We start from the raw sequence: 26,812 nt of genomic DNA, 5'->3' as shown, positions 1-26,812 counted from the left end.
GGTGAGCGCGGCAGGGGATTGGCGGCCGCGCCGCGTCAGCGCGGCCGTTCGAAGTTCAGGATGTTGTCGCCCGTGCCCGGCGTGCCGCTGTCCGGCGGCGCGAACTTGTAGGCGCTCGGGTCGCGGGCCGAGGTCATCTCGTAGAGCGGATGGATCCGGCCGAGCCGCGCACCGCCGTCGCGCACCAGCGGCGCCCAGGCGAAGTTGGCGGTGAACTTGTTCGAGCGCGGCAGCAGCGCGTCGAAGGGAATGGAAAGATAGATGCCCTTGTCGAAGCTGCCTTCGCCGAACTGCCTGGCCGATACGTTGGTCTTGGTGGCGTAGGCCCCGAGCACCACGCCGTTGTCGAAGCGGCGGCTGATGTCGATGGTGACGCCGCGGTCGCCCGCCAGGTACTGGCCCGCGCTGATCTTGGCCAGCACGCCGTGCCAGCCGGTGTCCCAGTAGAGCGTGGCGTGGCCGGTGTTCACCTTGTAGTCGCGCAGGCCGAAGTCCTGTTCGAAGTCGCGCTGGCGCACGTGGTTGAAGTCGACCCCGAAGGCGATCCGGCTGCGCCATGGCCGGTAGAGCCATTCACCGCCGACGCCCGCATACATGGTTTCCAGGGCACCGCCGTACACGCTGTAGTACTGGTTGTCGGAGAGCCTGCCGACGTGCGTCAGCTGGAGCACCGGCATGGTCAGGCGCCTGGCGGTGACGTACTCGCGCTGCAGGGTTCGCACGCGGGGCAGGTTGCTGCCCGCCGTGTAGGTGAACTTGTCGAAGTTGTCGACCATGCGCAGGTTCAGCGCGCCGTTGACCCAGGTGCTGGGCGTGAAGCGGTATTCCGCCACCGCCTGCACGCCGATCTGGTAGAGCACGAATGCGTTGGGCCCGCCGAGGATCTGGCCGAGGCTGGGCGTGAGGCCGATGCTGAACTTGTCGCTGCGGCGCTCCCACGGGCCAAGGGCCTTGTTGTCGGCCGTGGCGGAAGAGGCATCTGCGGATGCGGCCGCAGTGTGGGCGCTGCTGCCCGGCGGAACGAAGGTGGCCGGATCGCCCGAGCCCACGGGCGGGGGCGCATAGTCGCGCTGGCTGGCCGCGCGAACCTCGCCGGGCGTCTGCGCCTGGTAGTGCGCGGTCACCCATTCATTGCGGTTGACCACTTGCGCGTGCATCGGCAGGCCCCGCTCCGAGTAATGGAGCACGAAGTTCTTGATCGAGGCCGGCGCATCGCGATGCAGCACGGCAATGATCTTCTCGACCCGCACATCCCGGTAGACGGTGGCGCTTTCGGTGATCCACACATGCAGCATCTGGCCTTGCGGTGCGATGCGCTGGATGGTCCAGTCCGTGCGGCTTTCGATGTCGGCCGCGGTGGCGGCCCAGCCCGGCGAGGCGGCCGGCGGGTCCGGCGAGAAGCTCGGCGCCGGCGGGTCTGCCGCCTTGGGCATCTGCAGGGTGGCCAGGTTGGTCTGCAGCGTGAGGCCCAGCATCACCTTGTTGCCGCGTTCGAAGCCGGCCGAGAAAATCACGCCGGGGGAGTAGCGGTACTCCAGGCCGATGTTGAACGGGGAGCGCTGCCGCTGGGGGTTGTTGAGCGGCTCGTTCTTGTAGTCGTTGCCGTCGTATTCGAGCTTGAGCGTCAGCGGGTCCCAGGGCGTGCGCCATTGCACGCCGCCAAAGAGCGCGGCAGGTCCGCGAAAGAGCCGGCCGAAGTTGGCGCCGCCCCAGGTCGTCTCGCTCACGCGGGTCTTGAAGCGGCTGCTCAGCAAGCCGAAGGGGTTGCTGATGTTTCCGCTGCTCCCCAGGTAGCCCCAGCCGATGCCGAGGCTGAAATCCAGGTCGCCGTGGCGCTTGCTGGCCACCAGGTACTCGGAGGAGAAGAGGCCGGTGCCGCCGATGTCGCGAAAGCCCAGCGCCACCTCGGGCAGGTAGGCCGACTCCTTCCACAGCCGCGCCTTCAGGTCGATGCTCTTGTCCTTGTAGCCCTGGTTGCTGAGGCCGACGCCGTAGATCCGGTTGCTGATGGAGGTGTAGCGAAAGCCCGCTTCCAGCCAATCCAGCGGCTGGAACATGACGTTCAGCCGCGTGTAGGGCGAGACGTGCGTGAGCGAGGTCCGCATGTCGCCCGCCTGGCCCATGCGCGCGGTGGGCGTCTGCAGCAGGCCGGTCTCGCCCCAGTCGTTGCCGCTCGTCTGGAGCGCGCGGTATTGCGGTGCTGCTTCGGGACGCACGGAAATGGCCGTCGATGGCGCCGGCGCGGCAGGTGCCGGCGGCACGTCGGGCAAGGCAGGCAGGGCGGGCGGTGCAGCGGGTGCGGCGATGGCGGCGGCCGGTACGGCCGCACCCGCCGAAGGCTGCAGGACCGCGCCGCCTTGCGGCGACGGCCCTTGCGTGGCCAGAAACTTGATGATGCCCTCGGAGATCGCCTCCAGGTCGTCCATGCCGCGCGGCGCGGCCCAGACCCATGCGCCCGGCGCCGGCTCGTTCGAGGGATGCGCATTCCAGGGCGCTACGCCCACGCGGGCGGTGCGCCCGTCGGGCTGGGCGACCCAGGCCCAGTCGTGCTTGCCCTCGGGGCTGCAGGCGGCGACATAGTCCCACGCCGTGCGGCCGGGTTCATGGGCCACCTGGCAAAGCTGCCCATCGGGCTGCAGGACCGAGATGGTCTTCAGCGCTGGCGGCGGCGCCACCAGCTGCTGGCCGGCCGTCAGCACCGGATCTTCTTCCGGGTGCGCCTGCAGCCAGCGCGGATCGACGATGCCGAGCGCGACGCGGCCGGTCACCGGCAGGCCCTGCAGCCAAGCCATCAACTGCTTGCGCCGGCCCTGCTCTTCCGGCGGCACGCGCCGGCTGGCGGCATCGAGCCGCAGCAGCAGGGTGTTCTTCAGGAACTGCTGCGCCAAGCGCTCTTGCGGGATGCGCCATGACAGTCCCGGGGAGGCCGTTTCGGCCGGCTGGCGCAGCAGCCAGGCGCTCAGCCGCTCGCCGGGACGGATATCGGCGTCGTCGGCGGGTGTTTTGTTGTCGACGGGGCTGTTGCCCAGGGGCTGCGCGCCGGCGGCGCAACTCGCCGCCAATGCGCAGGCCACCGCCGCGCGAAGAGGCCAGGGATGTCTGCCGAAGCCACGCAGGAGCGAACTGCTCATGTACCAGCGCTCGCCGCTGCGACGGGTGCTGGGGGGGAAGGCGTCCACTGCTCGAAGCTCATACACAGGTCATTGGAAATACATTGCTCGGAATAGACGACCCGAGGCGTGCCGCCCGCTTGCGAAACGCCAAAGCGCGCCGGAGGCAGCGAGGCGCTCGCCGGATGCGAAACGCTGCGCTCCTCGTACCAGCGCAGCGACGCGCCAGCCGTGCCGGCCAGCGCGGTCTGCTGCGGTGCAGCAATGGGCGTGCGCACGACCTCGTCGCGAATGCCGAACCGGTAGCCCGGCATCATGTCGCGCTCGCGCTGGTAGGTCTTTGGCGCCGCGCCGTTCGCATCGCCAGTCCACGCGGGCAGGCTGGAAAAGCGCACCTCGCGCCAATCGGTGCGAAGGCCGGTGGTTCCCACGAGGCGCCCGTCGAGCAGCCTCACGACCTCGCCGTTGCCGCTGTACCAGACCTCGACGGCGCCTTCGGGGCGCTGGTCGATGTAGCCGAGCACCATGAAGACCGTCTGCTTGCCGACGGCGACCCGCAAATAGCGGTAATTCGGGTTGAAAGTGGGCTGGGGCGTCGCGGCGCTGCCGCTATAGATATGCCGCGCCGTGGCCAGCATGGCCGAGGATCCGGAAGAACAGCCGCCAACGCCCAAAAGAAATGCCGACAAAAGGCAGCATTCAATAAGTCGCGTGGCCAGACCAACGCGCGGAGCCTTCGGCGAATGCCCTCCCGCGAAGAGGGCCCGCACGTTTAATTCGTGCCGGTCGTGCCTGTACCCGTGCCCGTGCCGCCGGTGCCGCCCGTGCCGCTGCCGCCGCCGCTGTTGCCGCCATTGCCGCTGCCAACGGCAGCCGCCAGGCCAACGGCGGCCGCGACGCCACCGGCTTGCTGCGCGGTGATGCGTCCGAATGCGGAATTGGTTGCGCCGGTCGCGCTGGCCGGCTGGGGACCAGGCGTCTGGACCGGCGGGGGCGTTTGTGTTTGTGCCAAGGCCGAGGAAATGCCCAGCGCAGCAATGAAAGTGGCGGAAATCAGGGGGGCGATTCGCATGGCAAATATCCTCTCAATTAGCAGTTAACAGTTGGGACAAGATTAGCAGTTGGCGAAGTGTGCCGCAACTAATTTAGCCCTTGAGACATCTTTTACGCGTGCAAATCCTTGTGTCGAAATGTCTTGTAAATCAGGATTAATTCATTGTTATTAATTGCCTCTTTCGCATGGCCGGGAATGCGCGTTCGCGCAGCGCCAGGCCGGCCCCATTGAATATGCGCGCAACAGCCCGCTACAATCGCCGGTTGACCCTGCTCCAGCGAAGAAGACTTAGAGGATCCCCATGAGTGACATGACCTCCGGCTCCCCCCGGATCGACACAAGCAAGCGGACGTGGTTAATCGCATCCAGCTGTGCCGGCGTAGCGGGAGGCGTGGCCACCGCGATTCCCTTTGTGAGTACGTTCCAGCCCTCCGAGAAGGCCAAGGCCGCGGGCGCTGCCGTCGAAGTCGACATCGGCGGCCTCAAGGTCGGCGAGAAGATCACCGTCGAGTGGCGCGGCAAGCCCGTCTGGATCCTCAAGCGCTCGCCCGAGCAAGTGGCCGAGCTCCCCAAGCTCGACGGCCAGCTGGCCGATCCGCTCTCCAAGCGGCACCCCGACGAATTCACCCCCAAGTACGCGCAGAACGAGCACCGCTCGATCAAGCCCGACGTGCTGGTGGTGGTGGGCATCTGCACCCACCTGGGCTGCTCGCCGACCGACCGCTTCCAGGCCGGCCCGCAGCCTTCGCTGCCGAGCGACTGGGAAGGCGGCTTCCTCTGCCCTTGCCACGGTTCCACGTTCGACCTGGCCGGCCGCGTCTTCAAGAACAAGCCCGCGCCCGACAACCTGCCTGTGCCGCCGCACATGTACCTGTCGGACACCAAGCTCCTGATCGGTGAAGACTCCAAGAAGGCCTGAGGCAGAAGAACAACATGGCTGAATTCCACGAAATTTCCCCCAACGCGCCCGCCGGCGAGAAGCTGCTCAACTGGGTCGACAACCGCTTCCCGCTGAGCAAGCTCTGGAACGACCAGTGGGGCAAGTACTACGCACCGAAGAACTTCAACTTCTGGTACATCTTCGGCTCGCTCGCGATGCTGGTCCTCGTGATCCAGATCGTGACCGGCATCTTCCTCGTGATGCACTACAAGCCCGACGCGAACCAGGCGTTCGCATCGGTCGAGTACATCATGCGCGACGTGCCCTGGGGCTGGCTCATCCGCTACATCCACTCGACGGGCGCCTCGGCGTTCTTCATCGTGGTGTACCTGCACATGTTCCGCGGCCTCATGTACGGCAGCTACCGCAAGCCGCGCGAGCTGATCTGGGTCTTCGGCTGCGCGATCTTCCTGTGCCTGATGGCCGAGGCCTTCATGGGCTACCTGCTGCCATGGGGCCAGATGAGCTACTGGGGCGCCCAGGTGATCGTGAACCTGTTCGCGGCCATCCCGTTCATCGGCCCTGACCTCGCGCTGCTGATCCGCGGCGACTACGTGGTGAGCGACGCCACGCTGAACCGCTTCTTCAGCTTCCATGTGATCGCCGTGCCGCTGGTGCTGCTCGGCCTGGTGGTGGCCCACCTGATCGCGCTGCACGAAGTGGGCTCCAACAACCCCGACGGCATCGAGATCAAGGCCAAGCGCGGCCCCGATGGCCATCCGCTGGACGGCATTCCGTCGCATCCGTACTACACGGTGCACGACATCTTCGGCGTGGTGGTGTTCCTCACGATCTTCTCGGCCGTGATCTTCTTCGCGCCGGAAGCGGGCGGGTACTTCCTCGAGTACAACAACTTCATTCCGGCCGATTCGCTCAAGACGCCGAACCACATTGCGCCGGTCTGGTACTTCACGCCGTTCTATTCGATGCTGCGTGCAACCACCGACGACATGGTCAACGTGTTCGCGCTGATCATCGCCGCGGCCGCCGTCCTGAACTTCATCAAGGGCAAGTCGAGCATGGCCCTGAAGATCGCGCTGGTCGTCGTGGCGGCCGTGGTCATCTTCCTGCTCAAGGCCTTCGACGCCAAGTTCTGGGGCGTGCTCGTGATGGGCGGCTCCGTCATCATCCTGTTCTTCCTGCCATGGCTCGACAAGAGCGAAGTCAAGTCGATCCGCTACCGTCCGGGCTGGCACAAGTATGTCTACGGCGTCTTCGTGTTCTTCTTCCTGATCCTGGGCTACCTGGGCATCCAGGCGCCCGGCGTCTGGGGCAGCCTGGTCATCGGTTCGTTCGCGCTGGACATCGCGCAGACCATTTCCCAGATCGGCACGCTTTTCTACTTCGGTTTCTTCCTGCTCATGCCCTGGTGGAGCAGCAAGGGCGAGTTCAAGCCCGTGCCTGAGCGCGTGACCTTCGCCGCCCATTGAGAAGCCCAAGAGAGCTCGAGAGAAACACGATGAAGAAAAGCATTTCTGGCTGGCTCGCGGTTGTTGGCCTGGCCTTGGGCCTGACCTTTTCCGCAGCCGCATCGGCCGAGTCCGGCGGCATGGCCTGGGACAAGGCGCCCAACAAGACCACCGACGTCGCCTCGCTGCAGAACGGCGCCAAGCTGTTCGTCAACTACTGCCTGAACTGCCACTCCGCGGCGTTCATGCGCTACAACCGGCTGCAGGACATCGGCATTACCGAGCAGCAGATCAAGGACAACCTCCTGTTCGCCACCGACAAGGTCGGCGAGACCATGAAGGCCAACATCGACGCGCGCCAGGCCAAGGAATGGTTCGGCACGACGCCGCCCGACCTGACCCTGGTGGCCCGCTCGCGCGCCGGCCATGGCGGCACGGGTGCGGACTACCTGTACACCTACCTGCGCACCTACTACCGCGACGACACCAAGGCCACCGGCTGGAACAACCTGCTGTTCCCGAGCGTTGCCATGCCCAACCCGCTGTGGGAGCTGCAGGGCGAACGCCGTCCCGTCTACACCAAGATCTCGCAGCATGGCCACGAGACCGAAGTGTTCAAGGGCTGGGAGCAGGTGACCCCCGGCACCATGACGCCGCTGCAGTTCGACACTGCGGTCGGCGACCTGGTGAGCTACCTGCAATGGATGGCCGAGCCGGCACAGAACACGCGCATCCGCATCGGTGTGTGGGTGCTGCTGTTCCTCGTCATGTCGTTGGTCTTCGTGTGGCGACTGAACGCCTCGTACTGGAAAGACGTCAAGTAGTTCCGTCCACGCCGACCGCGCGCCTGGTGCGTGCGGTTCCACAGAGTGGGTTGCCAACGCGACCCACTCTTTTTGATTTTTAGGAGTCTCTCGCCATGATGGTCTTGTATTCAGGAACGACCTGCCCCTTTTCCCACCGCTGCCGCTTCGTGTTGTTCGAAAAGGGCATGGACTTCGAGATCCGCGACGTCGATCTCTACAACAAGCCTGAAGACATCAGCGTGATGAACCCGTACGGCCAGGTGCCCATCCTGGTCGAGCGCGACCTCATCCTGTATGAGTCGAACATCATCAACGAGTACATCGACGAGCGCTTCCCGCATCCGCAGCTGATGCCCGGCGACCCGGTCGACCGCGCGCGCGTGCGCCTGTTCCTGCTCAACTTCGAGAAGGAGCTGTTCGTGCACGTGGCCGCTCTCGAGAACCGCACCGCCAAGGGCAACGAGAAGGCGCTCGAAAAGGCACGCTCGCACATCCGCGACCGCCTCACGCAGCTGGCCCCCGTGTTCCTCAAGAACAAGTACATGCTGGGCGACAATTTCTCGATGCTCGACGTGGCGATTGCGCCGCTGCTCTGGCGCCTGGACTACTACGGCATCGACCTCAGCAAGAACGCGGCGCCGCTCCTGAAGTACGCCGAGCGCATCTTCTCGCGCCCGGCCTACATCGAAGCACTGACCCCGTCCGAAAAGGTCATGCGAAAGTAAGTAAGCTGCGTGCCTGCTTCCATCGTTTTTCGCCGCCCTTCATGATCAACGCGCTCGAGTCGTCCTCCACCCGCCCGTACCTCATCCGGGCGCTGTACGAATGGTGCACCGACAACGGGTTCACGCCCTATGTCGCGGTGCAGGTCGACGACACCGTCCAGGTGCCGCGCGAGTACGTGAAGAACGGCGAGATCGTGCTGAACATCAGCTTCGACGCGACCAGTTCGCTCAAGCTCGGCAACGATTTCATCGAGTTCAAGGCCCGCTTCGCGGGCAGTGCGCGCGAGATCGTCGTGCCCGTGGGCCGCGTGATCGCGATCTATGCGCGCGAGAACGGGCAGGGCATGGCGTTTCCCGCACCGGTACCTGCCGGCAGCGGCGCCGAGGGCGGCGGGCCGTCCCAGGCGGCCGGCGCGCCTTCTTCGCCCCAGGGGCCTGCACGCATGCCGCTGCGCGATGCGTCGCGCGGCACCGAAGGCGATGCCGGCAAGATCGTCCACCTGGTGACGGGTGAAGACGCGGACGAAATGGTCGATGCCGGCGACGACGCCGGCTCGCCCACCGACCCCACCGATGAGCCGCCGCGCCCGCCGGCAGGCGGCGGCAGCCGCCCGTCGCTCAAGCGCGTGAAGTAGCGACAGCAGGCAGCCGACGCACACCGCACCGTTAAAATCCCGCAAGTCAATCCGTGCCGCTTTAGCTCAGTTGGTAGAGCACCCGCCTTGTAAGCGGAAGGTCGTCAGTTCGATTCCGACAAGCGGCACCATATCGAACATACCGGAAAGCCCCCGTGCTGACCGGCAAGAAGGAAGCGGCGACCTGCCCGCTTCTTTCATTCCCGCGGCTGAAGATCAGCAGCGCCCCTTCTTGGCCTGTCCCGGCGGGCAGTGGTATCCGCCACCGCCAGGATGCTCTTCGGCGTGGCGATGGTGCGGCTCCGCGCGGCGCCAGTCGCCTTCCATCCACCGCCATCCGCCATCGGCCTGCACCCAGCGGCCCGGCGCATACGCATAGTCGGGCCGCGCCGCCTGCCAGTAGCCCGAGCGCCAGACGTAGGCGCGCTCGTTCCACTGCCAGTGCCCGGGCACCCACACCTGGCCGGCCCTCGGCCCCGGCATGGGTTCGTAGCGCGGCGCGGGAGGCGCCACCTGGATCAGGCCGGGCACGTTGATCTGGACCGAAACCTGCGCCGCGGCGGGCAAGGCCGAAGCCACGAGTGCGGCCGCGGCCAGGAGAGTTGAGACTTTCATTGAAACCCTTGGATGTGTGTACAGGCCTGCACAACGCAAGCCGGCGGGAAAGTGTAATCAGCACATTCCCTTGGGGGCGGCGGCCGGCGGCGTAGAACGCGGTCGATGGGCGTTCGTCCGGGTGCTAGAGTCCAAGCGCAAGTTGCACGCCGATGCGCAGACTACGCTTCCTTACCCACCGCCACCGCGCACCCTCCACCAACCGGGTGCTCGGCCTGCTGCTGGCCTTCAATGCCGGCGCCGTGAATGCGGGCGGGTTCCTGGTGCTGCACATGTACACCTCGCACATGACGGGCTTCGCATCGCAGTTTGCGGACGGGCTGGTGCTGGGCAACACCAAGCTGCTGCTCAATGCGCTGGGCGCCATCCTCGCCTTCCTGGCGGGTGCGGCGGTCTGCGCCATCCTGGTGAACTGGGGCCGCCAGCACCGGCTGCGCAGCGTCTATGCGGTGCCGCTGCTGCTGGAAGCCGCGCTCATGTTCCCGTTCGGATTGATGGGCGCTATCACGCTGACCTGGCCGACCCCGTTTGCGGTTCCGCTCACGGTGCTGCTGCTGTCCTTCATCATGGGGCTGCAGAACGCCGTCGGCTCCAAGACCTCCGGCGGCAGCGTCCGCACCACCCACATGACGGGCAACATCACCGACGTGGGCATGGAGCTGGGCAAGCTGCTCTACTGGAACCGGCATGCCACGCCGGCGCATGCGATGGTGCGCCACAACCGCCGCCGGATGCAGATGGCGGGCGGGCTTGTCGGCATGTTCGTGCTGGGCGGCATCGTCGGCGCGCTGGGCTTCAACTACATCGGCTTCGTCTGCGTGGTGCCGCTGGCGGCGCTGCTGCTGGCCATCTCCATCCCGCCGCTCATGGAGGACGCGCCGCGCTCCAGGCCGCTGCAGAAGCTCTTGGCCGCCTTCAGACGGCGCCCACGCTGCCCGTGACCGGCAGCACGATGCCGGTGATGTAGCTGGCGCAGCTCGGCGCGGCCAGGAACACGTAGGCAGGCGAGAGCTCTTCCGGCTGCGCCGGCCGTTGCAGGTCGGTGTTCTTGCCGAAATCCTTGATCTTCCCGGACGGGCTGTCGGCGGGATTCAAAGGCGTCCACACCGGCCCGGGCGCCACCGCATTCACGCGGATACCCTTGGGCAGCAAGTTGCTGGCCAGCGACTTGGTGAACGCGTGGATCGCGCCCTTGGTGGTCGAATAGTCGAGCAGGTGCGCGCTGCCCTCCAGGCCCGTGACCGAGCCGGTATTGATGATCGAGGCGCCCTGGCCCAGGTGCGGAACCGCGGCGCGCGCCATCTGGAAATAGCCGAAGACGTTGGTCCGAAGCGTGAGTTCGAAGCGCTCGTCGGTGATGTCCTCGATGGACGCCGCATGCAGCTGGAAGGCCGCGTTGTTCACCAGGATGTCGAGCTTGCCGAAGGCCCCGATGGTCTGGTCGACCGCGTCGCGGCAGAACGCCGGATCGCAGACGTCGCCCTTGACGAGGATGCAGCGTGCGCCTTCCGCCTCCACGTGGCGCCGGGTTTCCTCGGCGTCCTCGTCTTCGTCGAGGTAGGCGATGGCGACGTCGGCGCCTTCACGGGCATAGAGCAGCGCCACGGCGCGCCCGATGCCGGAATCGCCGCCGGTCACCAGGGCCGCCATGCCCTCGAGCTTGCCGCTGCCCTTGTAGTCCGGCGCTTCGAAGCGCGGGCGCAGCGCCATCTCGGCCTCGAGCCCGGGCTTGCTCAGGTGCTGCGCCGGCAGGGGATTGACCGGCTGCGAGCGCGGCCCGGCCTGCGCGGGCTGGCTGGACTTCTTGGCGGCGGGCTTGGCGCTGTCCTTTGCGTCCTGCGTGCGCTGGACGGTCCGCTGCTTGGCGGCGGTGTGCGCGCTTGCGCCGGACCGGGTGGATTTTGCGGGGGATGCGGTGGTCGATTTCATGTGCGTGGGCTCCTGCATGTGAAAGGCAACCGTAGAACGCCGCCGCGCGGCCCGCGTAGGAATCCGTCCCGAATGCACGCCCACCGAAGCTGACCCGGGGATTTCCGAGCCGAGCTGTGGCGAGCTAGATCTCAGCGCCTTCGACAAGGAAGCGCACCCGGCGCACACCCTGCCATTCGTCGGCATCGAGCCTGAAGGCGAGCTTCACGCGCGCGGGCAGCGGCTCGGTGTGGCCGAACCAGATGCCGTCGACCGGCTGTCCCTGGTGCCGCAGCTTGAGCGCCAGGTGCTTCTCGCCCACGAGGCGCTGCGACACCACTTCGACTTCCTCGCTGAAGGTGGGCGGCGCGAAGCCCTGGCCCCACACCTCGCGGTGCAGCGTGTCGACCAGGTCGATGCGCATGTACTCGCGCGCGATCGGCCCATCCGTTTCGATCTGGCGCGTGAGCGCGGAGGCGGCCAGCCATTCATGTGCGACCTCGGCCAGCGCGCGCTCGAACACCTCGAACTTCTCGCGCGCCACGGTGCAGCCGGCAGCCATGGCATGGCCGCCGAAGCGCAGCAGCACGCCCGGATGGCGCTTGGCCACAAGGTCGAGCGCATCGCGCAGATGGAAGCCCGGGATCGACCGGCCCGAGCCCTTGAGCTCGTGCTCCTTGCCGGGCGCGCCGCTGGCGGCAAAGACGAAGGTCGGGCGGTGGAAGCGGTCCTTGATGCGCGAGGCCACGATGCCGACCACGCCTTCGTGGAAGTCGGCATCGAACACGCTGATGGCTGCGGGCGGCGCCTCGCTGCCGTCGGCGGTGGCACCGAACAGCGATTCGGCCAGCAGCAGCGCCTGGTCGCGCATGCCGCCCTCGATGTCGCGCCGCTCGCGGTTGATGCCGTCGAGCATGCGCGCGAGTTCGTCGGCGCGGCCGGCATCGTCGGTCAGCAGGCATTCGATGCCCAGCGTCATGTCGGCGAGCCGGCCGGCCGCGTTGATGCGCGGGCCGAGCGCAAAGCCGAAGTCGAAGGTGGTGGCCACCGCGGCGTTGCGCCCCGCGGCCTTGAACAGCGCCGCGATGCCCGCGGGCAGCGCGCCGGCGCGGATGCGCCGCAGGCCCTGTGCCACCAGGCGGCGGTTGTTGGCGTCGAGCTTCACCACGTCGGCCACGGTGCCGAGCGCCACCAGCGGGAGCAGCACGTCGAGCTTGGGCTGCGCGGCCGCGCTGAAGACGCCGCGCGCGCGCAGCTCGGAGCGCAGCGCCAGCAGCACGTAGAACATCACGCCGACACCGGCGATGCTCTTGCTCTCGAAGCTGCAGCCGGGCTGGTTGGGATTCACCAGCACGTCGGCGGCCGGCAGCTCGGGGCCGGGCAGGTGGTGGTCGGTCACCAGCACCTGCAGGCCGCGCGCCTTGGCGGCGGCCACACCCTCGACGCTGGCGATGCCGTTGTCGACGGTGATCAGCATGTCGGCGCCACTGTCGGCCACGCGCTCGGCAATCGGCGGCGTGAGGCCGTAGCCGTCGACCACGCGGTCGGGCACCAGGTAGCTCACGTTCTTCGCGCCGAGCAGGCGCAGGCCGCGCACCGCGACGGCGCAGGCGGTGGCGCCGTCGCAGTCGTAGTCGGCCACGATGCACAGGCGCTTGTCCTGCGCCATCGCGTCGGCCAGCAGCACCGCGGCCTCGCGCGTGCCGTGCAGCGTGTCGGGCGGCAGCAGGCGCGCCAGGCCGTCGTCGAGCTCGTCCTTGGCCAGCACGCCGCGCGCGGCGAACAGGCGGGCCAGCAGCGGATGCACGCCGGCCTGCTCGAGCGCCCAGACCGTGCGGGGCGGAATTTCGCGGGCAATGATCTTCACAGGGCCTCCAGCACGCTGGCGGCGCGCGGCCGGTCGAACAGGCTTCGGGCCCAGCCCACCAGCCCGCGCGGCTGCACCGCATGGCGCTGCGCGGTGCGGTCGCCGCACAGCGTGAGCGTGACGTCGGCACCGGCGGTGTAGGCGGCCAGCAGGCCGGCGACGGGGCCTGCGTCCAGCGCCTGCCAGGCTTCGGCCCAGCCCAGGCCGTCGTCGCGCAGGGCGGCCACGCGCAGCGTGTCGCTCACCGTGGGCGCGGCGGTGCCGGCCGGGGGAACGCCGGGCTCCAGGGCGCCGGTGCCGCTGAGCCAGAAGGAATTGATCGGCGGCACGCCGCGCGCGGCGCGGTCGTCGTTCACGCGCTGGGTGTAGAGCAGCATCTGCATTTCGTTCTGGAGGCGGCGCAGCGGCCGTGCGGCTTCGGCCAGCGGCGACCACTGCGAGATCGGGTGGCCCACCGCGCGGTCGATGGAGGCCGTGGCCAGTCCCGCGAAGATGTGCGCGCGCGCGAGCCAGCGGCCGGGTGTGGGGGAGGGGTGCAGCGCGATGCCGTCTTCCTCGAAGAAGGGATGGGCGGCGGCCAGCAGCGCGGCCGATTCGGCAGCATCGATCTCGATCGCGGCCGGGTCGCCCAGCACCACGTCGTCGATGCCCACCTGCCAGTTGCACAGCGAGACCAGGCCCCAGCCTTCGCGGTCGCCGGGTTCGGCAATGCCGGCCTGCCGGGCTTCCAGCGCGGCCCAGGGAATGCAGCCGTCGGCTGCGGAAATGCCCAGCGCCCGGGCCAGCGCGCGTTCATGGGGCGGCGAGCGCGTGCTTTCGTCCTGCGTGTCGGCCTCCGCGAGCGAGAGCCGCGAGAGCAGCGCTTCGAGATTGGGAAGCCGGAGCGCGGGCAGTGCCGCGCGGCACACCGGGGAACCGCGGCCGGCAAAGGGGATCAACAAGTGACGGGAGGAAGGTTCGGCCATTCCCCCTATTGTCCGGGATGCTAGGATGAAACGCCCCCCGAAGCGCCTTCGGCGCCTCCCCCCACTGGGGGGCGCACCCAGCGGCCCGGCAAAGCCGGTTCCGCGGGTGCACCCGGCTGAGCTCAAACTGAAAATATGCGACTTCCTTATGAACTGAAGCTCGGCTGGCGCTACACGCGCGCAGGCCGGGCGACGCGGCGCAACGGCTTCATCTCGTTCATCTCCGGCGTGTCGATGCTCGGCATTGCATTGGGGGTGGCGGCGCTGATCATCGTGCTCAGTGTGATGAACGGCTTCCAGAAGGAGGTGCGCGACCGCATGCTCGGCGTGGTGTCGCACATCGAAATCTTGTCGCGCGACGGCCAGGCGCTGCCCGACATCGACGCCATCACGGCCGCCGCGCGCAAGAACCCCGAGGTGGTCGGCGCCGCGCCCTTCATTGCCACGCAGGCGCTCATTGCGCGCGGCGAGGACATGAAGGGCACGCTGGTGCGCGGCATCGTGCCCAGGCTCGAACCCGAGGTGACCGACATCGCCACGACGGCGCAGAAGGGCACGCTCGACAAGCTGGTGCCGGGCGAGTTCGGCATCGTGCTTGGCGGCGAACTCGCGCGCTCGCTGTTCGTGCAGCCGGGCGACCAGGTCACGCTGGTGGCGCCGGGCGGTCAGGTCACGCCCGCCGGCGTGGTGCCGCGGCTCAAGCAGTTCACGGTGGTGGGCACCTTCGATTCGGGCCACTACGAATACGACTCGGCGCTGGCCATGATCCATGCGGAAGACGCCCAGCGCGTGTTCCGGCTCGAAGGCCCGACCGGCATCCGCATCAAGCTCAAGGACCTGAACGAGGCGCGCGAAGTGGCCGACCAGATGGCCGTCACGCTGCCGGGCCAGTTCCTCATCCGCGACTGGACGCGCCAGAACAAGACATGGTTTGCGGCCGTGCAGGTCGAGAAACGCATGATGTTCATCATCCTCACGCTCATCGTGGCGGTGGCGGCCTTCAACCTGGTGTCCACGCTGGTCATGACGGTGACCGACAAGCGCGCGGACATCGCCATCCTGCGCACGCTGGGCAGTTCGCCGCGCAGCATCATGGGCATCTTCGTGGTGCAGGGCGCGATGGTCGGCGTGATCGGCACGGTGGCCGGGCTGCTGCTGGGGCTGGGCATTGCCTACAACATCGACGTGATCGTGCCGGCGCTCGAACAGCTCTTCCACGCGAGCTTCCTGCCCAAGGACATCTACCTGATCAGCAAGATGCCGAGCGATCCGCAGCGCGGCGACATCATGCCGATCGCGATCATTTCACTGGTCCTGGCTTTTCTTGCAACGCTGTATCCCAGCTGGCGCGCGAGCCGCGTCAACCCTGCCGAGGCATTGCGCTATGAGTGACGTGGTTCTCAAGGCGCGCGGCCTCACCAAGCGCTTTCACGAGGGGCGCATCGACCTCACGGTGCTGCACGGCGTCGACCTGGACGTGCGCGCCGGGGAGACGCTGGCCATCGTCGGCGCCTCGGGCTCGGGCAAGAGCACGCTGCTGCACCTGATGGGCGGGCTCGATGCGCCCACCGCCGGCAAGGTCGAGCTGCTCGGCAAGGACATCGCGCATGCCGACGCGGCCGAGCAGGGACGGCTGCGCAACCTGCACCTGGGCTTCGTCTACCAGTTCCACCACCTGCTGCCCGAGTTCAGCGCGCTTGACAACGTGGCGATGCCGCTGAAGATCCGGCGCATGGATTCCGCACAGGCGGCGGCCTCGGCCACGAAGATCCTCGAAAGCGTGGGCCTGGGCGAACGCCTGCACCACCGGCCGGCCGAGCTCTCGGGCGGCGAGCGCCAGCGCGTGGCCATTGCGCGCGCGCTGGTCACGCAGCCGGCCTGCGTGCTGGCCGACGAGCCCACGGGGAACCTCGACCGCAGCACGGCGGACACGGTGTTCGCGCTGATGATCGAGCTCGCGCACAAGCACCGCACGGCCTTCGTGATGGTCACGCACGACCAGGAACTCGCAAAGCGCTGCGACCGCGTGCTGCAACTGGTGGCGGGACGTCTGGCGGGTTGAGTCGATGCCGCTTGCCACGCGTGCATGCAATGTCGGCGAAACTGTCTGTCTGTTCGGCAGGATGCCGTTCAATCACAGGAGTGCTTCTTGATCATGGAAACCGACGACGACACCCCACCCGCGGCCACCGCCGAGCCGCGCAATTCGTACCTCGAGGAAAAAGCCTTCAAGTCGCGCACGCTGCTGATCTTCGGCAGCATCACCGATTCGGTGGCTGCCGACGTGACGCGCAGGCTCATCGCGCTCGATGCCGACAGCGGCGACAAACCCATCGACATCCTGGTGAGCTCGCCCGGCGGCCACCTGGAGTCGGGCGATGCCATTCACGACATCGTGCGCTTCATCTCCGCGCCGGTGAACATGATCGGCACCGGCTGGGTGGGCAGCGCCGCCACGCACCTGTACCTGGCGGTACCGCGCGAGCGGCGCGTGTGCCTGCCGAACACGCGCTTCCTGATCCACCAGCCCAGCGGCGGCGCGGGCGGGCAAGCGACCGACATCGCGATCCAGGCGCAGGAAATCATCAAGGCCCGGCACCGCATCGCGCACGAGATCGCGCGGGAAACCGGCAAGCCGATCGACGTGGTGCTGGCCGACATCGAGCGCGACCGCTGGCTCTCGGCCGCGGAGGCGGTCGAGTACGGCCTGGTCTCGCGCATCATCCAGCGCAAGACCGAGCTGCACGCCTGATCAGGCCTTGGGCTTGTAGGCCACCACGTCGATCTCGACCTTGGCGTCGACCATCAGCCGCGCCTCGGTGGTCGAGCGCGCCGGCTTGTTGTCACCGAAGTAGCTCATGTAGATGCGGTTGAAGGCACCAAAGTCGCGCGCGTCCTGCAGCCAGACGGTGCTCTTGCAGACGTCGTCGAGCGTGGCGCCGGCCAGCGCCAGCACCTTCTTCAGGTTTTCCATCACCTGGCGCGTCTGCGCCTCGATGCCGCCCCCCACGATCTCGCCCTCGGCATTGGCCGGCACCTGGCCCGACACGTAGATGAAATCGCCGGCGCGCACGGCCGGGGAGAAGGGGCGGGCCTGGCGGTCCGAGGCGATGGGCGGGGCGCCGAGGTATTCGAGCGGCATGGGAGGACTCCTGAAAGGATTGAAAGAAAAGCAGATCGCAAGTATCGATCCAATCTGAAAATTTGTTTCAGAAAAACCCACAAACAAGGGTTAACACGGATGATTTGGCATGGATAGTGCTTCAAAGTGCGGGCCGAAAAGAAAATTTCTTTCACAATTTGCCTGCCCCACGAAGGAGTTCCCCATGTCTCACGCCGGTCTTGTCCAGTGCCTGCCGAAGCTGTCGAAACGCAGCCTGCTGGCTGCCTCCCTGCTCGCCATGCTGTGTGCCGCGCTGCCTTCCCAGCCTGCGCATGCCCAGGGGCCGCGCAACTTTGCCACGCTGGCCATGGTGGCCGAACCGCAGACGCTCGACCCGATGGCGTCCACGGCCGACCTGGTCGGAACCATCATGCAGCACGTGTACGAGACGCTCTACACCTTCGACGCCAAGTGGAACGTGGTGCCGATGCTGGCCGAGAGCAGCCCCAGGATCTCGGCCGACGGCAAGACCTACGCGATCACGCTGCGCAAGGGCGTGATGCTGCACAACGGCCGCGAACTCAACGCCGACGACGTGGTGGCCAGCCTGCAGCGCTGGATGGACCAGTCGCCGCGCGGCAAGGCCGTGGGCAAGGAAGTCGAGAGCCTCAAGGCCAAGGGCCCGCTGGGCGTGGAGATCGTGCTGAAGGCGCCGTATGCGCCACTGCTCTCGCAGCTCGCGCTGCCCAGCGGCATGGCCGCCATCATGGCGAAGGATTCCATCGCTTCGCCGCTCAAGGATTTCGTCGGCACCGGCCCCTACAAGTTCAAGGAGCGCCGCCCCGACCAGTTCGTGCTGCTCACGCGCTTCGACAAGTACGCGGCGCGCAAGGAACCCGCGAGCGGCTACGGCGGCAAGCGCGAGGCGGCCATCGAGGAGCTGCGCTTCGTGCCGGTGCCCAATGCCAGCACGCGCGTGGAAGGCGCACTGGCCGGCCAGTACGACTTTGCCGACCTGCTGCCGGTCGAAGCGCTGCCGCGCCTGGAGAAGTCGGGCGGCAAGACCGTGCCGATCATGACGCCGTCGTTCGGCTTTCCGTACCTGGTGCTCAACACCAAGGAAGGCGTGGCTTCCAACCAGGCCGTGCGCCAGGCGATCCAGTCGGCGCTCGGCGAGGGCGAGATGCTCGCCGCGGGCTTTGGCGACACGCGCTTTTTCGTGGCCGAAGGCAACCACTTTCCCAAGGGCTCGCCGTTCTATTCGACCGCGGGCACCACGCTCTACAACGAGCGCAACGCCGCCAAGGCCAAGGAGGCCGCGGCCAAGGCCGGCTACAAGGGCGAGCCGATCCGCGTGCTCACCAGCCGCCAGTACGACTTCCACTACAACATGTCGCTCCTGATGGCCGAGCAGCTCAAGCGCGCCGGCTTCAAGGTCGACCTCAACGTGGTCGACTGGGCCACGCTGGTGCAGCGCCGCAACGACCCGAAGCTGTGGGACATCTACGTGACCCATTCGGGCCAGTTCCCCGAGCCGATGCTCTCGCCGCCGCAGCTGGGCGACGGCGCGCCGGGCTGGTGGGACTCGCCCGCCAAGAAGTCGGCGCTGCAGGCCTTCAACGTCGAGAGCGATCCGGCCAAGCGCGGCGCGCTGTGGGGCAAGGTGCAGCAGGTGGTCTATGAAGAAGTGCCGTACATCAACGTCGGCAAGTTCAACGGCCTCTCGGCCAAGAGTCCGGCGCTGGACAACTACCAGCCCGCGACCTGGCCGTTCTTCTGGAACGCAAGGATCAAGTAAACCCCCGCCCCGCCACGGAACCGCCCCCCATGTTTCGCTATCTTGCTTCCCGCGCCGCCGGCATGCTCGTCGTGCTCGCGATCGTGGCGGTGCTCGTCTTCGTGCTCACGCGCGCGGCCTCGGGCGATCCGGTCTCGGTGCTGCTGGGCGACCAGGCGACGGCCGCCGACATCGCGCGCGTGCAGAAGGAATACGGCCTCGACAAGCCGCTGCCCGTGCAGTTCGGCTACTGGCTGCGCGAAGTGCTGCAGGGCAACCTCGGCACCTCGATCTTCCTGCAGCGGCCGGTCACGCAGGCGCTGTGGGAGCGGGCCGAACCGACCACGCTGCTCGCGCTGATGGCCGTGGCCATCGCGGCGCTGATCGGCGTGCCCTGCGGCATCGTCTCGGCGGTGTTCCGCGGGCGCGTGGTCGACCAGCTCTTCACCGGCATTGCGATGCTGGGCGCCAGCATTCCGAGCTTCTGGCTCGGCATCGTGCTGATCCAGATCTTTGCGGTGTCCTTCGGCTGGTTTCCTGTCTCGGGCTACGGCGCGCCCGATGCGCCGTTCGCCGAACGCTTGCATGCGCTGGTGCTGCCGGCCACGGTGCTGGGCCTCTTGAACTCGGCGCTCATCATCCGCTTCACGCGCGCTTCGATGCTCGACGTGCTCGGCGAAGACTATGTGCGCACCGCGCGTTCCAAGGGCCTGAGCGAAAGCACCGTCGTGCTCAAGCATGCGCTGCGCAATGCGCTGGTGCCCATCGTCACGGTGATCGGCCTCACGGTCGCGCTGATGATCGGCGGCGCCGTCATCACCGAGACCGTGTTCGGGCTGCCGGGTGTCGGCAACCTGGTGGTGAGCGCGGTGCTGCGGCGCGACTATCCGGTGATCCAGGGCGCGCTGCTCGTGATTGCGGCGATCTACGTGCTGATCAATTTCTCCATCGACCTGCTCTACGCCGTCGTCGATCCGCGCGTGAAAGTCTGAGGGAACAAGAATGCAAATGCCACGAATGCTCCGCCAGCTGATGCACCGCCGCATCGTGATGGTCTCCGCGCTGGTGCTGCTGGTCATTGCGGTGCTCGCCATCGGCGCGCCGCTGTTCGCCTCCATCGATCCCAATGACACCGCCGTGCTGCAGCGCCTGAAGGGCCCGAGCGCCGAGCACCTGCTGGGCACCGACGAGCTCGGCCGCGACATGTATTCGCGCATCGTCCACGGCGCGCGCTACTCGCTGGCCATCGCGGCGCTCACTGCGCTGGGCGCGGTGGTTGCGGGCACGGTGCTGGGCCTCTTGGCCGGTTTCTTCCGACGGCTCGATACGCCGCTGATGCGCGTGGTCGACGCGATGATGTCCTTCCCCGACATCCTGCTGGCGATTGCGCTGGTGGCGATCCTCGGGCCTTCGCTCATCAACACCGTGCTCGCGCTGGTGCTGGTCTACACGCCGCGCGTGGCACGGGTGGTGCGTGCCTCGACGCTGGTGGTGCGCGAGCTGCTGTTCGTCGAGGCGGTGCGCGCGCTGGGTGTGCGCACCTCGCGCATCCTGTGGCGGCACATATTGCCGAACCTGATGTCGCCGATCCTCGTGCAGGTGTCGTTCATCTTCGCCTACGCGATCCTGGCCGAGGCGGGGCTCTCGTTCCTGGGCGTGGGCGTGCCGCCCGAGATTCCGACCTGGGGCACCATGGTCGCTGGCAGCCAGCAGTACGCGCACCAGGCCTTCTGGGTGGTGCTGTTCCCGGGGCTCGCGATCATCTTCACCGCGCTCTCGCTGCAGCTGCTGGGCGACGGCGTGCGCGACCTGCTCGACCCCAAGCTCAAGAAGACCCTGTGATGACGAACGCCACGAACACCCCGCGTCTCACGGTCAGCAACCTGAGCACCAGCTTTCCCACCGAGGACGGCCTGATCCGTTCGGTGGCCGATGTGAGCTTCTCGATCCAGCCCGGCAAGACCACGGCGCTGGTCGGCGAATCGGGCTCGGGCAAGTCGGTGACCAGCCTCACGCTGATGCGCCTGTTGCCCAAGACCGCGAACGCGCAGGTCAGCGGCTCGGCTTCTTTCGTGACCCGCGAGGGCAAGACGCTCGACCTGCTGCAGATCGGCGAACGCGAGATGCGCAGCCTGCGCGGCAACCAGCTGTCGATGATCTTCCAGGAGCCGATGACCAGCCTGAACCCGGTCTTCACCATCGGCGAGCAGATTGCCGAAAGCGTGCGGCTGCACAAGGGCCTGGACCGCAAGGCGGCCATGGCCCATGCGCTGCGCATGCTGGAGCTGGTGGAAATTCCCGCGGCCGCGCAGCGCATCCACGAGTACCCGCACCAGCTCTCGGGCGGCATGCGCCAGCGCGTGATGATCGCGCTGGCCATGGCCTGCGATCCGACGCTGCTGATTGCCGACGAGCCCACCACCGCGCTCGACGTCACCATCCAGGCGCAGATCCTCGAGCTCATGCGCCGGCTGCAGGCCGAGACCGGCATGAGCATTCTCTTCATCACCCACAACCTCGGCGTGGTCGCGCACCATGCGGACGACGTGGTGGTGCTCTATGCGGGCCGCGTGGTCGAGAGCGCGCCCGTGCGGCCGCTGTTCGCGCAGCCCGAGCATCCGTACACGCAGGGCCTTTTGGCCTGCCTGCCGGGCAAGGCGCGGCTGCCGGGGCAGCCCAAGCCCAAGCGGCTGTTCGCGATCCGCGGCCAGGTGTCGAGCCCGCTGGCACCGCCGCCGGGCTGCGCCTTCGAGCCGCGCTGCGACCATGCGCTGGCGGGCTGCAGGGAAGCGATTCCGCCGCTGATCGATATCCGACCGGGCCGGCAGGCGCGCTGCATTCGCGTGCAGCCGGATGCTCAACTTGCGAGGGTGGCATGACGAGCGCGCTGCTCCTTTCTTGCTCCCTCCCCTCCCGGGGGAGGGCCGGGGTGGGGGCACGCGGCCGTTCCATCGTTGCGACGCTCTCCACCGCCCAGAGCCCCCACCCCAACCCTCCCCCGGAAGGGGAGGGAGAAAGCCTACGATGACCACCGCCGCTCCCCTCATCGAAGTCCGCGGACTCAAGAAATACTTCGGCGCCAGCGACCGCCCGGTGCGCGCGGTCGACGACGTGTCTTTCGCGATCCAGCCCGGCGAAACGCTGGGCCTGGTCGGCGAATCGGGCTCGGGCAAGAGCACCATCGGCCGCACCGTGCTGCGCCTGGTCGAGCGCACCGAGGGCCAGGTGCTCTACCGCGGCGACGACATCGGCGCGCTGTCGGGCGAACGCATGCGCCGGCTGCGCAGCAAGCTGCAGATCATCTTCCAGGACCCCTATGCGAGCCTGAATCCGAAGATGCGCATCAGCGCGATCCTCGGCGAGGCGCTGTCCACGCACGGCCTGCACAAGGGCGCGGCGGCGCGCGACAAGCGCATTGCCGAGCTGCTCGAAACCGTGGGCCTGCGCGCCGAGCATGCCAGCCGCTTCCCGCACGAGTTCTCGGGCGGGCAGCGCCAGCGCATCGGCGTGGCGCGCGCGCTGGCCGTGGAGCCCGAGTTCATCGTGGCCGACGAGCCGCTGTCGGCGCTCGACGTGTCGATCCAGTCGCAGGTCATCAACCTGCTGGCCGACCTGCGCGAGCGGCTCGGCCTCACCATGCTCTTCATCTCGCACGACCTCGACGTGGTCGAGTACCTGTGCGACCGCGTGGTGGTGCTGTACCTCGGCAAGGTGATGGAAGTGGCGACCACCGACGAGCTGTTCGCGCGGCCTTCGCATCCCTACACGCAGGCGCTGCTGGCCGCGAGCCCGAAGCCCGACCCGACGCTTGCCACCGAGCGCATCGCGCTCAAGGGCGATATCCCGAGCCCGATCTCGCCGCCCTCGGGCTGCGTGTTCCGCACCCGCTGCCCGCACGCCATCGAGGCCTGTGCGCAGACGGTGCCGCCGCTCGACGAGATTTCCGCCGGACACTACAGCGCCTGCATCCGAAAAGAGCTGCTCTCCAACATTGCCGCATGAACACCATGACCGACACCACCGCCGACCCGGAATTCAACGACCCGCTGCTGGGCAGCAACTTCAAGGGCTACCCGCGCACCCAGCCGCCGCGCCGCCGCAGCGAAGTCGGCGCCGCGGGATGGAACGTGCTCGCGGGCGACCTGCCGCTGCCGCTGGCCGTACTCAAGCGCGAGGCGCTCGAGCACAACCTGGCCTGGATGCAGTCGCGCGTACGCGCCTGGGGCATCGACCTGGCGCCGCACGGCAAGACCACCATGTCGCCGCAGCTCTTCCGGCGCCAGCTCGACGCCGGCGCCTGGGGCCTGACCTTCGCCACCGTCACGCAGCTGGCGGTGGGCGTGGCCGCCGGCGCGCGCCGCACGCTCATCGCCAACCAGGTGGTGAGCGACGAAGACCTGGCCGGCATCCAGCTGCTGCTGCACGCGCACGCCGACTTGCGCGTGGTGTTCCTGGTCGATTCGCTCGCGCAGCTCGCATTGATCGAGGACTGGTCCAAGCGCCATCCCGAGAGCGTGCCTTTCGAGGTGATGCTGGAGATCGGTGTGGAGGGCGCACGCACCGGCTGCCGCACGCATGAGGAAGCCGTGGCGCTTGCCACGCGGCTGCGTGCCAGCGATGCGGCCAAGCTCGTGGGCATCGAAACCTACGAAGGGCAGGGCGCCACGGGTTCCAGCGAAGCCGACGCGGCCTACGCCAGCGCGCTGATGGACCGCGTGGAAGCCATCGCGCGCCATTGCGACACGCAGCAATTGTTCGAGACCGACGAGGTGCTGGTCTCGGCCGGCGGCTCGGCCATCTTCGACCTGGTGGCGGGGCGCCTGAAGCCCGCGCTGGGTTCGCCGGTGCGCGGCCTGCTGCGCTCGGGCTGCTATGTGACGCACGACCACGGCTTCTACAAGCGCATGGTGAGCGCGGTGGACGAGCGCCTGGGCTGCGATTGCGGCGAGAGCCTGCGCCCCGCGATGGAGGTGTGGGCCACGGTGCAGTCGCGGCCCGAGCCCGGCCTGGCGATCCTGGCCGTGGGCAAGCGCGACATTTCCTTCGACCTGTCGATGCCGGTGCCCATCGCACGCGCCGCACGCGGCATGCTCGAAGCGCAGGCGGTGCCCGCCGGCTGGAAGATCACCGCGCTCAACGACCAGCACGCCTACCTGCGCTGGGACGCCGCCGAAGAGGCGCAGGCCCCCGTGGTCGGCGACCGCGTGGGCCTGGGCATCTCGCACCCCTGCACCACCTTCGACAAATGGCACTGGATGCCGGTGGTCGAAGAGAACTACCGCGTGAGCGACGCCGTCGCCATGCATTTCTGAACCCGCCGCGATGACTCCTTCCCTGCTTCAGAAGATCGCGCAGGCCCGCAGCAGCGCGCCGGCCACGCGGCGCGCGATTCTCGACCTGATCCTCGAAGACCCCGACCGCGCGCTCGAAGAGAGTTTCGAGCAGCTGGCCGAGCGCTCGCGCAGCTCGGTGCCCACCATCATGCGCACCTGCCGCGACCTGGGCTTTGCGGGGCTGCGCGAATTCAAGCTCGCGCTCGCGCAGGAGCTGGCGCTCGGCGGCTCGCCGCTGCACCGGCGCGTGAACATCGAGGACGCGGCCGACGAGGTCGTCGGCAAGATCGCGCGCAGCGCGGCGGCCTCGGTGTCCGGCGTGCGCGGGCAGCTCGACATGCAGGTGCTCGAAGGCGCGGTGGCCGCCATCGCGGCCGCACCGCACGTCGACCTGTACGGCGCGGGCGCCACCTCGTGGTTCATGGCCAACGACCTGCAGGCGCGGCTCTTCAGGCTCGGCCTCTCGGCCAATGCCTGGGCCGACTACCACCTGCAGCAGGTGGCGGGTGCGGCGCAGCGTCCGGGCGGCGTGGTCATCGCCATCTCGCACGTGGGCGGCATGCCTTCGCTGCTCGATGCGGTGGACATCGCGCGCGGGCAGGGTGCCAAGGTGGTCGCGCTCACGCGGCCCGGCACGGCCCTGGCGGCCAAGGCCGACTTCCTGCTGGGCCTCTCGGTGCCCGACGACGCCGTGATGCACGTGGGCATCGATGCCTACCTGACGCACCTCACGGCGATCGAGATCCTCACGGTGCTGGTGGCCCAGCGACGCGGCGAACCCGCGGTGCAGCGCCTGCAGCGCGCGCGCGAAGCCTTCCAGCGCCACGGCATCGACGCCACCACGCATCCGCTGCAAAGCTGGGATGGCGGCGGCATCAACACGGGAGGGCCCGCATCGTGAGCGATCGATCGAAAGCCATCCTGCTCGAGGCCGGACTCGTGGTCGACGGCTCGGGCGGGCCTTCGTGGCCCGGCGACGTGCTGCTGCAGGGCGACCGCATTCTTGCGCTCGGCGAGGGCCTGCGCGGGCGGCTGCCCGAAGGCCTCGCGCCCGAAGACGTCGAGATCGTCGACTGCCGCACGAAGGTGATCGCACCCGGCTTCATCGATGCGCACACGCACGACGACGCCATCGTGCTGCGCGACCCGCTGTGCCTGCCGAAGGTGTCGCAGGGCATCACCACCGTGGTGACGGGCAACTGCGGCATCTCGCTCGCACCGTACCGCACGCCGCAGTCCAAGCCGCCGCTCACGCTGCTGGGCGCGGAATCGTTCAAGCATGCGACCATGGCCGAGTACCGCGCGGCCGTCGATGCCGTGCAGCCCGCGCTCAACGTGGCGGCGCTGGTGGGGCACACCACCTTGCGCTTCGCTGCGATGGAAGCGCTTGATCGTCCGGCCAGCGGCGACGAGCTCGCGCGCATGGCGGCGCTGCTCGAGGGCTGCATGGCCGAGGGCGCGCATGGCTTGTCGTCGGGGCTGTTCTATGAAGAAGCATTTGCTGCGCCGGCCGAAGAAGTGACCGCGCTCGCACGCGTCGTGGCAAGGCACGGCGGCGTCTACGCCACGCACCTGCGCAGCGAGATGCAGCAGATCATCGAGGCGCTGCATGAAGCGGGCGACACCGCTTTCAGCGCCGGCGTGCCACTGGTCATTTCGCACCACAAGTGCGCGGGCCCCGCCAACTGGGGCCGCACGAAGGAAACGCTGCCCTTGATCGAAGCGCTCGCGCAGCGGCAGAAAATATCGATGGACGTGTACCCCTACGTGGCCGGTTCCACCGTGCTGCGCGAAGACCTGGTCGACGGCGTCATCGACGTGCTGCTGACCTGGTCCGACCCGTACCCCGAGATGACCGGCCGCCTGATCTCCGACATCGCGCGCGAGTGGGGCACCACCGAGCAGGAGGCGTGCTTGCGCCTCAAGCCTGGTGGCGCCTGCTACTTCCAGATGCAGGAAGAAGACGTGGAGCGCGTCATTGCGCATCCGCTCACCATGATCGGCAGCGACGGCCTGCCGCACGACCGCCATCCGCATCCGCGGCTGTGGGGTGCGTTCCCGCGCGTGTTCGCGCGCTACTGGCGCGAGCGCCGCCTGTTCACGCTCGAGCAGGCCGTGCACAAGATGACCGGCATGACCGCGCGCAACCTGCGCATCGCAGACCGCGGGTTGCTGCGTGTGGGTGCAATGGCCGACGTGGTGGTGTTCGACCCCGAGACCATCGCCGACACCGCCACCTACGACAAGCCGCACGGCGTGAGCCTGGGGGTGGAGCGGGTGTTCGTGAATGGGGTGCTCGCGTATAGGGGCGGTGATGCTGAAGCGAAGGTGCTTGCGCGGGCGGGGCGGATGCTGACTCGCGGGAGCTGAGGCGCACGTTGCGCTGGGGTCTTGTGTTCGGGGCGCGTGCACAGGCCACCGGGTACTCCCCTCCGCGAATGTCCCCCGGCCTGCGGCCTCCTCCTTGATTTCGCTGCGGGGAGCACCCGATGCTCTGTGCACGAGGGCACGCTCGTTGTGCATCGCTGATCAACCACCGCTCCGCATAACGCTCCCGCTGATGGG

Annotated in this window: 25 protein-coding genes and 1 tRNA gene; 18 read left to right on the top strand and 8 right to left on the bottom strand. The window is 67.9% G+C overall.

The annotated features are described in order from the left end of the window. Nucleotides 1-35: 35 nt before the first annotated feature. From AC1DSC_RS12010 to AC1DSC_RS12000, 3 genes are all read right to left on the bottom strand, one after another. Nucleotides 36-3,131, bottom strand: a complete 3,096-nt coding sequence (locus AC1DSC_RS12010; RefSeq protein WP_062363015.1) for a YjbH domain-containing protein — start codon at nucleotides 3,129-3,131, stop codon at nucleotides 36-38. Beyond that, nucleotides 3,128-3,748, bottom strand: a complete 621-nt coding sequence (locus AC1DSC_RS12005) for a YjbF family lipoprotein (protein WP_062363012.1) — start codon at nucleotides 3,746-3,748, stop codon at nucleotides 3,128-3,130. The genes AC1DSC_RS12010 and AC1DSC_RS12005 overlap by 4 nt, the downstream gene beginning before the upstream one ends. 134 nt (nucleotides 3,749-3,882) lie before the next feature. Then, nucleotides 3,883-4,182: a hypothetical protein gene (locus AC1DSC_RS12000; RefSeq protein ID WP_018906501.1), complete on the bottom strand. Its 300-nt coding sequence runs from the start codon at nucleotides 4,180-4,182 to the stop codon at nucleotides 3,883-3,885. A 283-nt stretch (nucleotides 4,183-4,465) separates the two neighbouring features. Between AC1DSC_RS12000 and petA the strand changes: the two genes are divergently transcribed. The 6 genes from petA to AC1DSC_RS11970 all read left to right on the top strand — a co-directional run bounded on the left by petA (nucleotide 4,466) and on the right by AC1DSC_RS11970 (nucleotide 8,810). Then, nucleotides 4,466-5,083: a ubiquinol-cytochrome c reductase iron-sulfur subunit gene (gene petA, locus AC1DSC_RS11995; protein ID WP_012746349.1), complete on the top strand. Its 618-nt coding sequence runs from the start codon at nucleotides 4,466-4,468 to the stop codon at nucleotides 5,081-5,083. A 14-nt stretch (nucleotides 5,084-5,097) separates the two neighbouring features. Then, nucleotides 5,098-6,534, top strand: a complete 1,437-nt coding sequence (locus tag AC1DSC_RS11990; protein WP_012746350.1) for a cytochrome b — start codon at nucleotides 5,098-5,100, stop codon at nucleotides 6,532-6,534. A 29-nt stretch (nucleotides 6,535-6,563) separates the two neighbouring features. Continuing rightward, nucleotides 6,564-7,337, top strand: coding sequence for a cytochrome c1 (locus AC1DSC_RS11985; RefSeq protein WP_012746351.1), 774 nt, complete (start codon nucleotides 6,564-6,566; stop codon nucleotides 7,335-7,337). A gap of 95 nt (nucleotides 7,338-7,432) precedes the next feature. Next, a complete protein-coding gene (locus AC1DSC_RS11980) occupies nucleotides 7,433-8,044 on the top strand; it encodes a glutathione S-transferase N-terminal domain-containing protein (RefSeq protein ID WP_012746352.1) in 612 nt (203 codons plus the stop codon). A 41-nt stretch (nucleotides 8,045-8,085) separates the two neighbouring features. Continuing rightward, nucleotides 8,086-8,679 carry a ClpXP protease specificity-enhancing factor gene (locus tag AC1DSC_RS11975; RefSeq protein WP_012746353.1) on the top strand — a complete coding sequence of 198 codons (594 nt, stop codon included), beginning with the start codon at nucleotides 8,086-8,088 and terminating at the stop codon, nucleotides 8,677-8,679. A gap of 55 nt (nucleotides 8,680-8,734) precedes the next feature. Then, a tRNA-Thr gene (locus AC1DSC_RS11970) sits at nucleotides 8,735-8,810 on the top strand. Nucleotides 8,811-8,895: 85 nt separating this feature from the next. On the opposite strand, the gene AC1DSC_RS11965 is transcribed toward AC1DSC_RS11970, so the two are convergent. Next, nucleotides 8,896-9,294, bottom strand: a complete 399-nt coding sequence (locus tag AC1DSC_RS11965; protein ID WP_012746354.1) for a YXWGXW repeat-containing protein — start codon at nucleotides 9,292-9,294, stop codon at nucleotides 8,896-8,898. A gap of 152 nt (nucleotides 9,295-9,446) precedes the next feature. On the opposite strand from AC1DSC_RS11965, the gene AC1DSC_RS11960 reads away from it, so the two are divergent. Then, nucleotides 9,447-10,235: a YoaK family protein gene (locus tag AC1DSC_RS11960; protein WP_012746355.1), complete on the top strand. Its 789-nt coding sequence runs from the start codon at nucleotides 9,447-9,449 to the stop codon at nucleotides 10,233-10,235. Here the strand turns inward: AC1DSC_RS11960 and AC1DSC_RS11955 are convergent. From AC1DSC_RS11955 to AC1DSC_RS11945, 3 genes are all read right to left on the bottom strand, one after another. After that, nucleotides 10,210-11,223: an SDR family oxidoreductase gene (locus AC1DSC_RS11955; RefSeq protein ID WP_062363007.1), complete on the bottom strand. Its 1,014-nt coding sequence runs from the start codon at nucleotides 11,221-11,223 to the stop codon at nucleotides 10,210-10,212. The two genes, AC1DSC_RS11960 and AC1DSC_RS11955, sit on opposite strands and share 26 nt — an antisense overlap. Nucleotides 11,224-11,347: 124 nt before the next feature. Continuing rightward, complete coding sequence (gene recJ, locus AC1DSC_RS11950) at nucleotides 11,348-13,069, bottom strand: single-stranded-DNA-specific exonuclease RecJ (protein WP_012746357.1); 1,722 nt, start codon at nucleotides 13,067-13,069, stop codon at nucleotides 11,348-11,350. Continuing rightward, on the bottom strand, nucleotides 13,066-14,034 hold the full coding sequence (locus tag AC1DSC_RS11945) for a hypothetical protein (protein WP_012746358.1): 969 nt from the start codon (nucleotides 14,032-14,034) through the stop codon (nucleotides 13,066-13,068). The genes recJ and AC1DSC_RS11945 overlap by 4 nt, the downstream gene beginning before the upstream one ends. A 135-nt stretch (nucleotides 14,035-14,169) precedes the next feature. Between AC1DSC_RS11945 and AC1DSC_RS11940 the strand changes: the two genes are divergently transcribed. The 3 genes from AC1DSC_RS11940 to AC1DSC_RS11930 all read left to right on the top strand — a co-directional run bounded on the left by AC1DSC_RS11940 (nucleotide 14,170) and on the right by AC1DSC_RS11930 (nucleotide 16,786). Next, nucleotides 14,170-15,426, top strand: coding sequence for a lipoprotein-releasing ABC transporter permease subunit (locus AC1DSC_RS11940; RefSeq protein ID WP_012746359.1), 1,257 nt, complete (start codon nucleotides 14,170-14,172; stop codon nucleotides 15,424-15,426). Further along, a complete protein-coding gene (gene lolD, locus AC1DSC_RS11935) occupies nucleotides 15,419-16,096 on the top strand; it encodes a lipoprotein-releasing ABC transporter ATP-binding protein LolD (protein ID WP_012746360.1) in 678 nt (225 codons plus the stop codon). Before AC1DSC_RS11940 ends, lolD begins: the two co-directional genes overlap by 8 nt. Before the next feature lie 93 nt (nucleotides 16,097-16,189). Next, a complete protein-coding gene (locus AC1DSC_RS11930) occupies nucleotides 16,190-16,786 on the top strand; it encodes an ATP-dependent Clp protease proteolytic subunit (protein ID WP_012746361.1) in 597 nt (198 codons plus the stop codon). Here the strand turns inward: AC1DSC_RS11930 and AC1DSC_RS11925 are convergent, their stop codons facing one another. After that, nucleotides 16,787-17,176, bottom strand: a complete 390-nt coding sequence (locus tag AC1DSC_RS11925; RefSeq protein ID WP_012746362.1) for a RidA family protein — start codon at nucleotides 17,174-17,176, stop codon at nucleotides 16,787-16,789. A gap of 184 nt (nucleotides 17,177-17,360) precedes the next feature. Between AC1DSC_RS11925 and AC1DSC_RS11920 the strand changes: the two genes are divergently transcribed. The 8 genes from AC1DSC_RS11920 to AC1DSC_RS11885 all read left to right on the top strand — a co-directional run bounded on the left by AC1DSC_RS11920 (nucleotide 17,361) and on the right by AC1DSC_RS11885 (nucleotide 26,617). Beyond that, the gene (locus tag AC1DSC_RS11920; protein WP_012746363.1) at nucleotides 17,361-18,935 is read left to right on the top strand and encodes an ABC transporter substrate-binding protein; all 1,575 of its coding nucleotides are present in this window, start codon (nucleotides 17,361-17,363) and stop codon (nucleotides 18,933-18,935) included. Between the two features lie 29 nt (nucleotides 18,936-18,964). Next, nucleotides 18,965-19,906 carry an ABC transporter permease gene (locus AC1DSC_RS11915; protein ID WP_012746364.1) on the top strand — a complete coding sequence of 314 codons (942 nt, stop codon included), beginning with the start codon at nucleotides 18,965-18,967 and terminating at the stop codon, nucleotides 19,904-19,906. A gap of 10 nt (nucleotides 19,907-19,916) precedes the next feature. Continuing rightward, on the top strand, nucleotides 19,917-20,756 hold the full coding sequence (locus tag AC1DSC_RS11910; protein WP_012746365.1) for an ABC transporter permease: 840 nt from the start codon (nucleotides 19,917-19,919) through the stop codon (nucleotides 20,754-20,756). After that, nucleotides 20,756-21,793 carry an ABC transporter ATP-binding protein gene (locus tag AC1DSC_RS11905; protein ID WP_012746366.1) on the top strand — a complete coding sequence of 346 codons (1,038 nt, stop codon included), beginning with the start codon at nucleotides 20,756-20,758 and terminating at the stop codon, nucleotides 21,791-21,793. The genes AC1DSC_RS11910 and AC1DSC_RS11905 overlap by 1 nt, the downstream gene beginning before the upstream one ends. Before the next feature lie 145 nt (nucleotides 21,794-21,938). Continuing rightward, the gene (locus AC1DSC_RS11900) at nucleotides 21,939-22,916 is read left to right on the top strand and encodes an ABC transporter ATP-binding protein (RefSeq protein ID WP_012746367.1); all 978 of its coding nucleotides are present in this window, start codon (nucleotides 21,939-21,941) and stop codon (nucleotides 22,914-22,916) included. Then, nucleotides 22,913-24,226, top strand: coding sequence for an amino acid deaminase (locus AC1DSC_RS11895; protein ID WP_012746368.1), 1,314 nt, complete (start codon nucleotides 22,913-22,915; stop codon nucleotides 24,224-24,226). The genes AC1DSC_RS11900 and AC1DSC_RS11895 overlap by 4 nt, the downstream gene beginning before the upstream one ends. Before the next feature lie 10 nt (nucleotides 24,227-24,236). Then, nucleotides 24,237-25,148 (top strand): MurR/RpiR family transcriptional regulator, encoded by a 912-nt coding sequence (locus tag AC1DSC_RS11890; RefSeq protein WP_012746369.1) that lies wholly within the window; start codon nucleotides 24,237-24,239, stop codon nucleotides 25,146-25,148. Further along, nucleotides 25,145-26,617, top strand: a complete 1,473-nt coding sequence (locus AC1DSC_RS11885) for an N-acyl-D-amino-acid deacylase family protein (RefSeq protein WP_012746370.1) — start codon at nucleotides 25,145-25,147, stop codon at nucleotides 26,615-26,617. Before AC1DSC_RS11890 ends, AC1DSC_RS11885 begins: the two co-directional genes overlap by 4 nt. Nucleotides 26,618-26,812: the final 195 nt, after the last annotated feature.

The sequence above is a fragment of the Variovorax sp. 01N425 genome (assembly GCF_056399465.1).
This window is presented reverse-complemented; position numbering and strand designations above follow the sequence as displayed.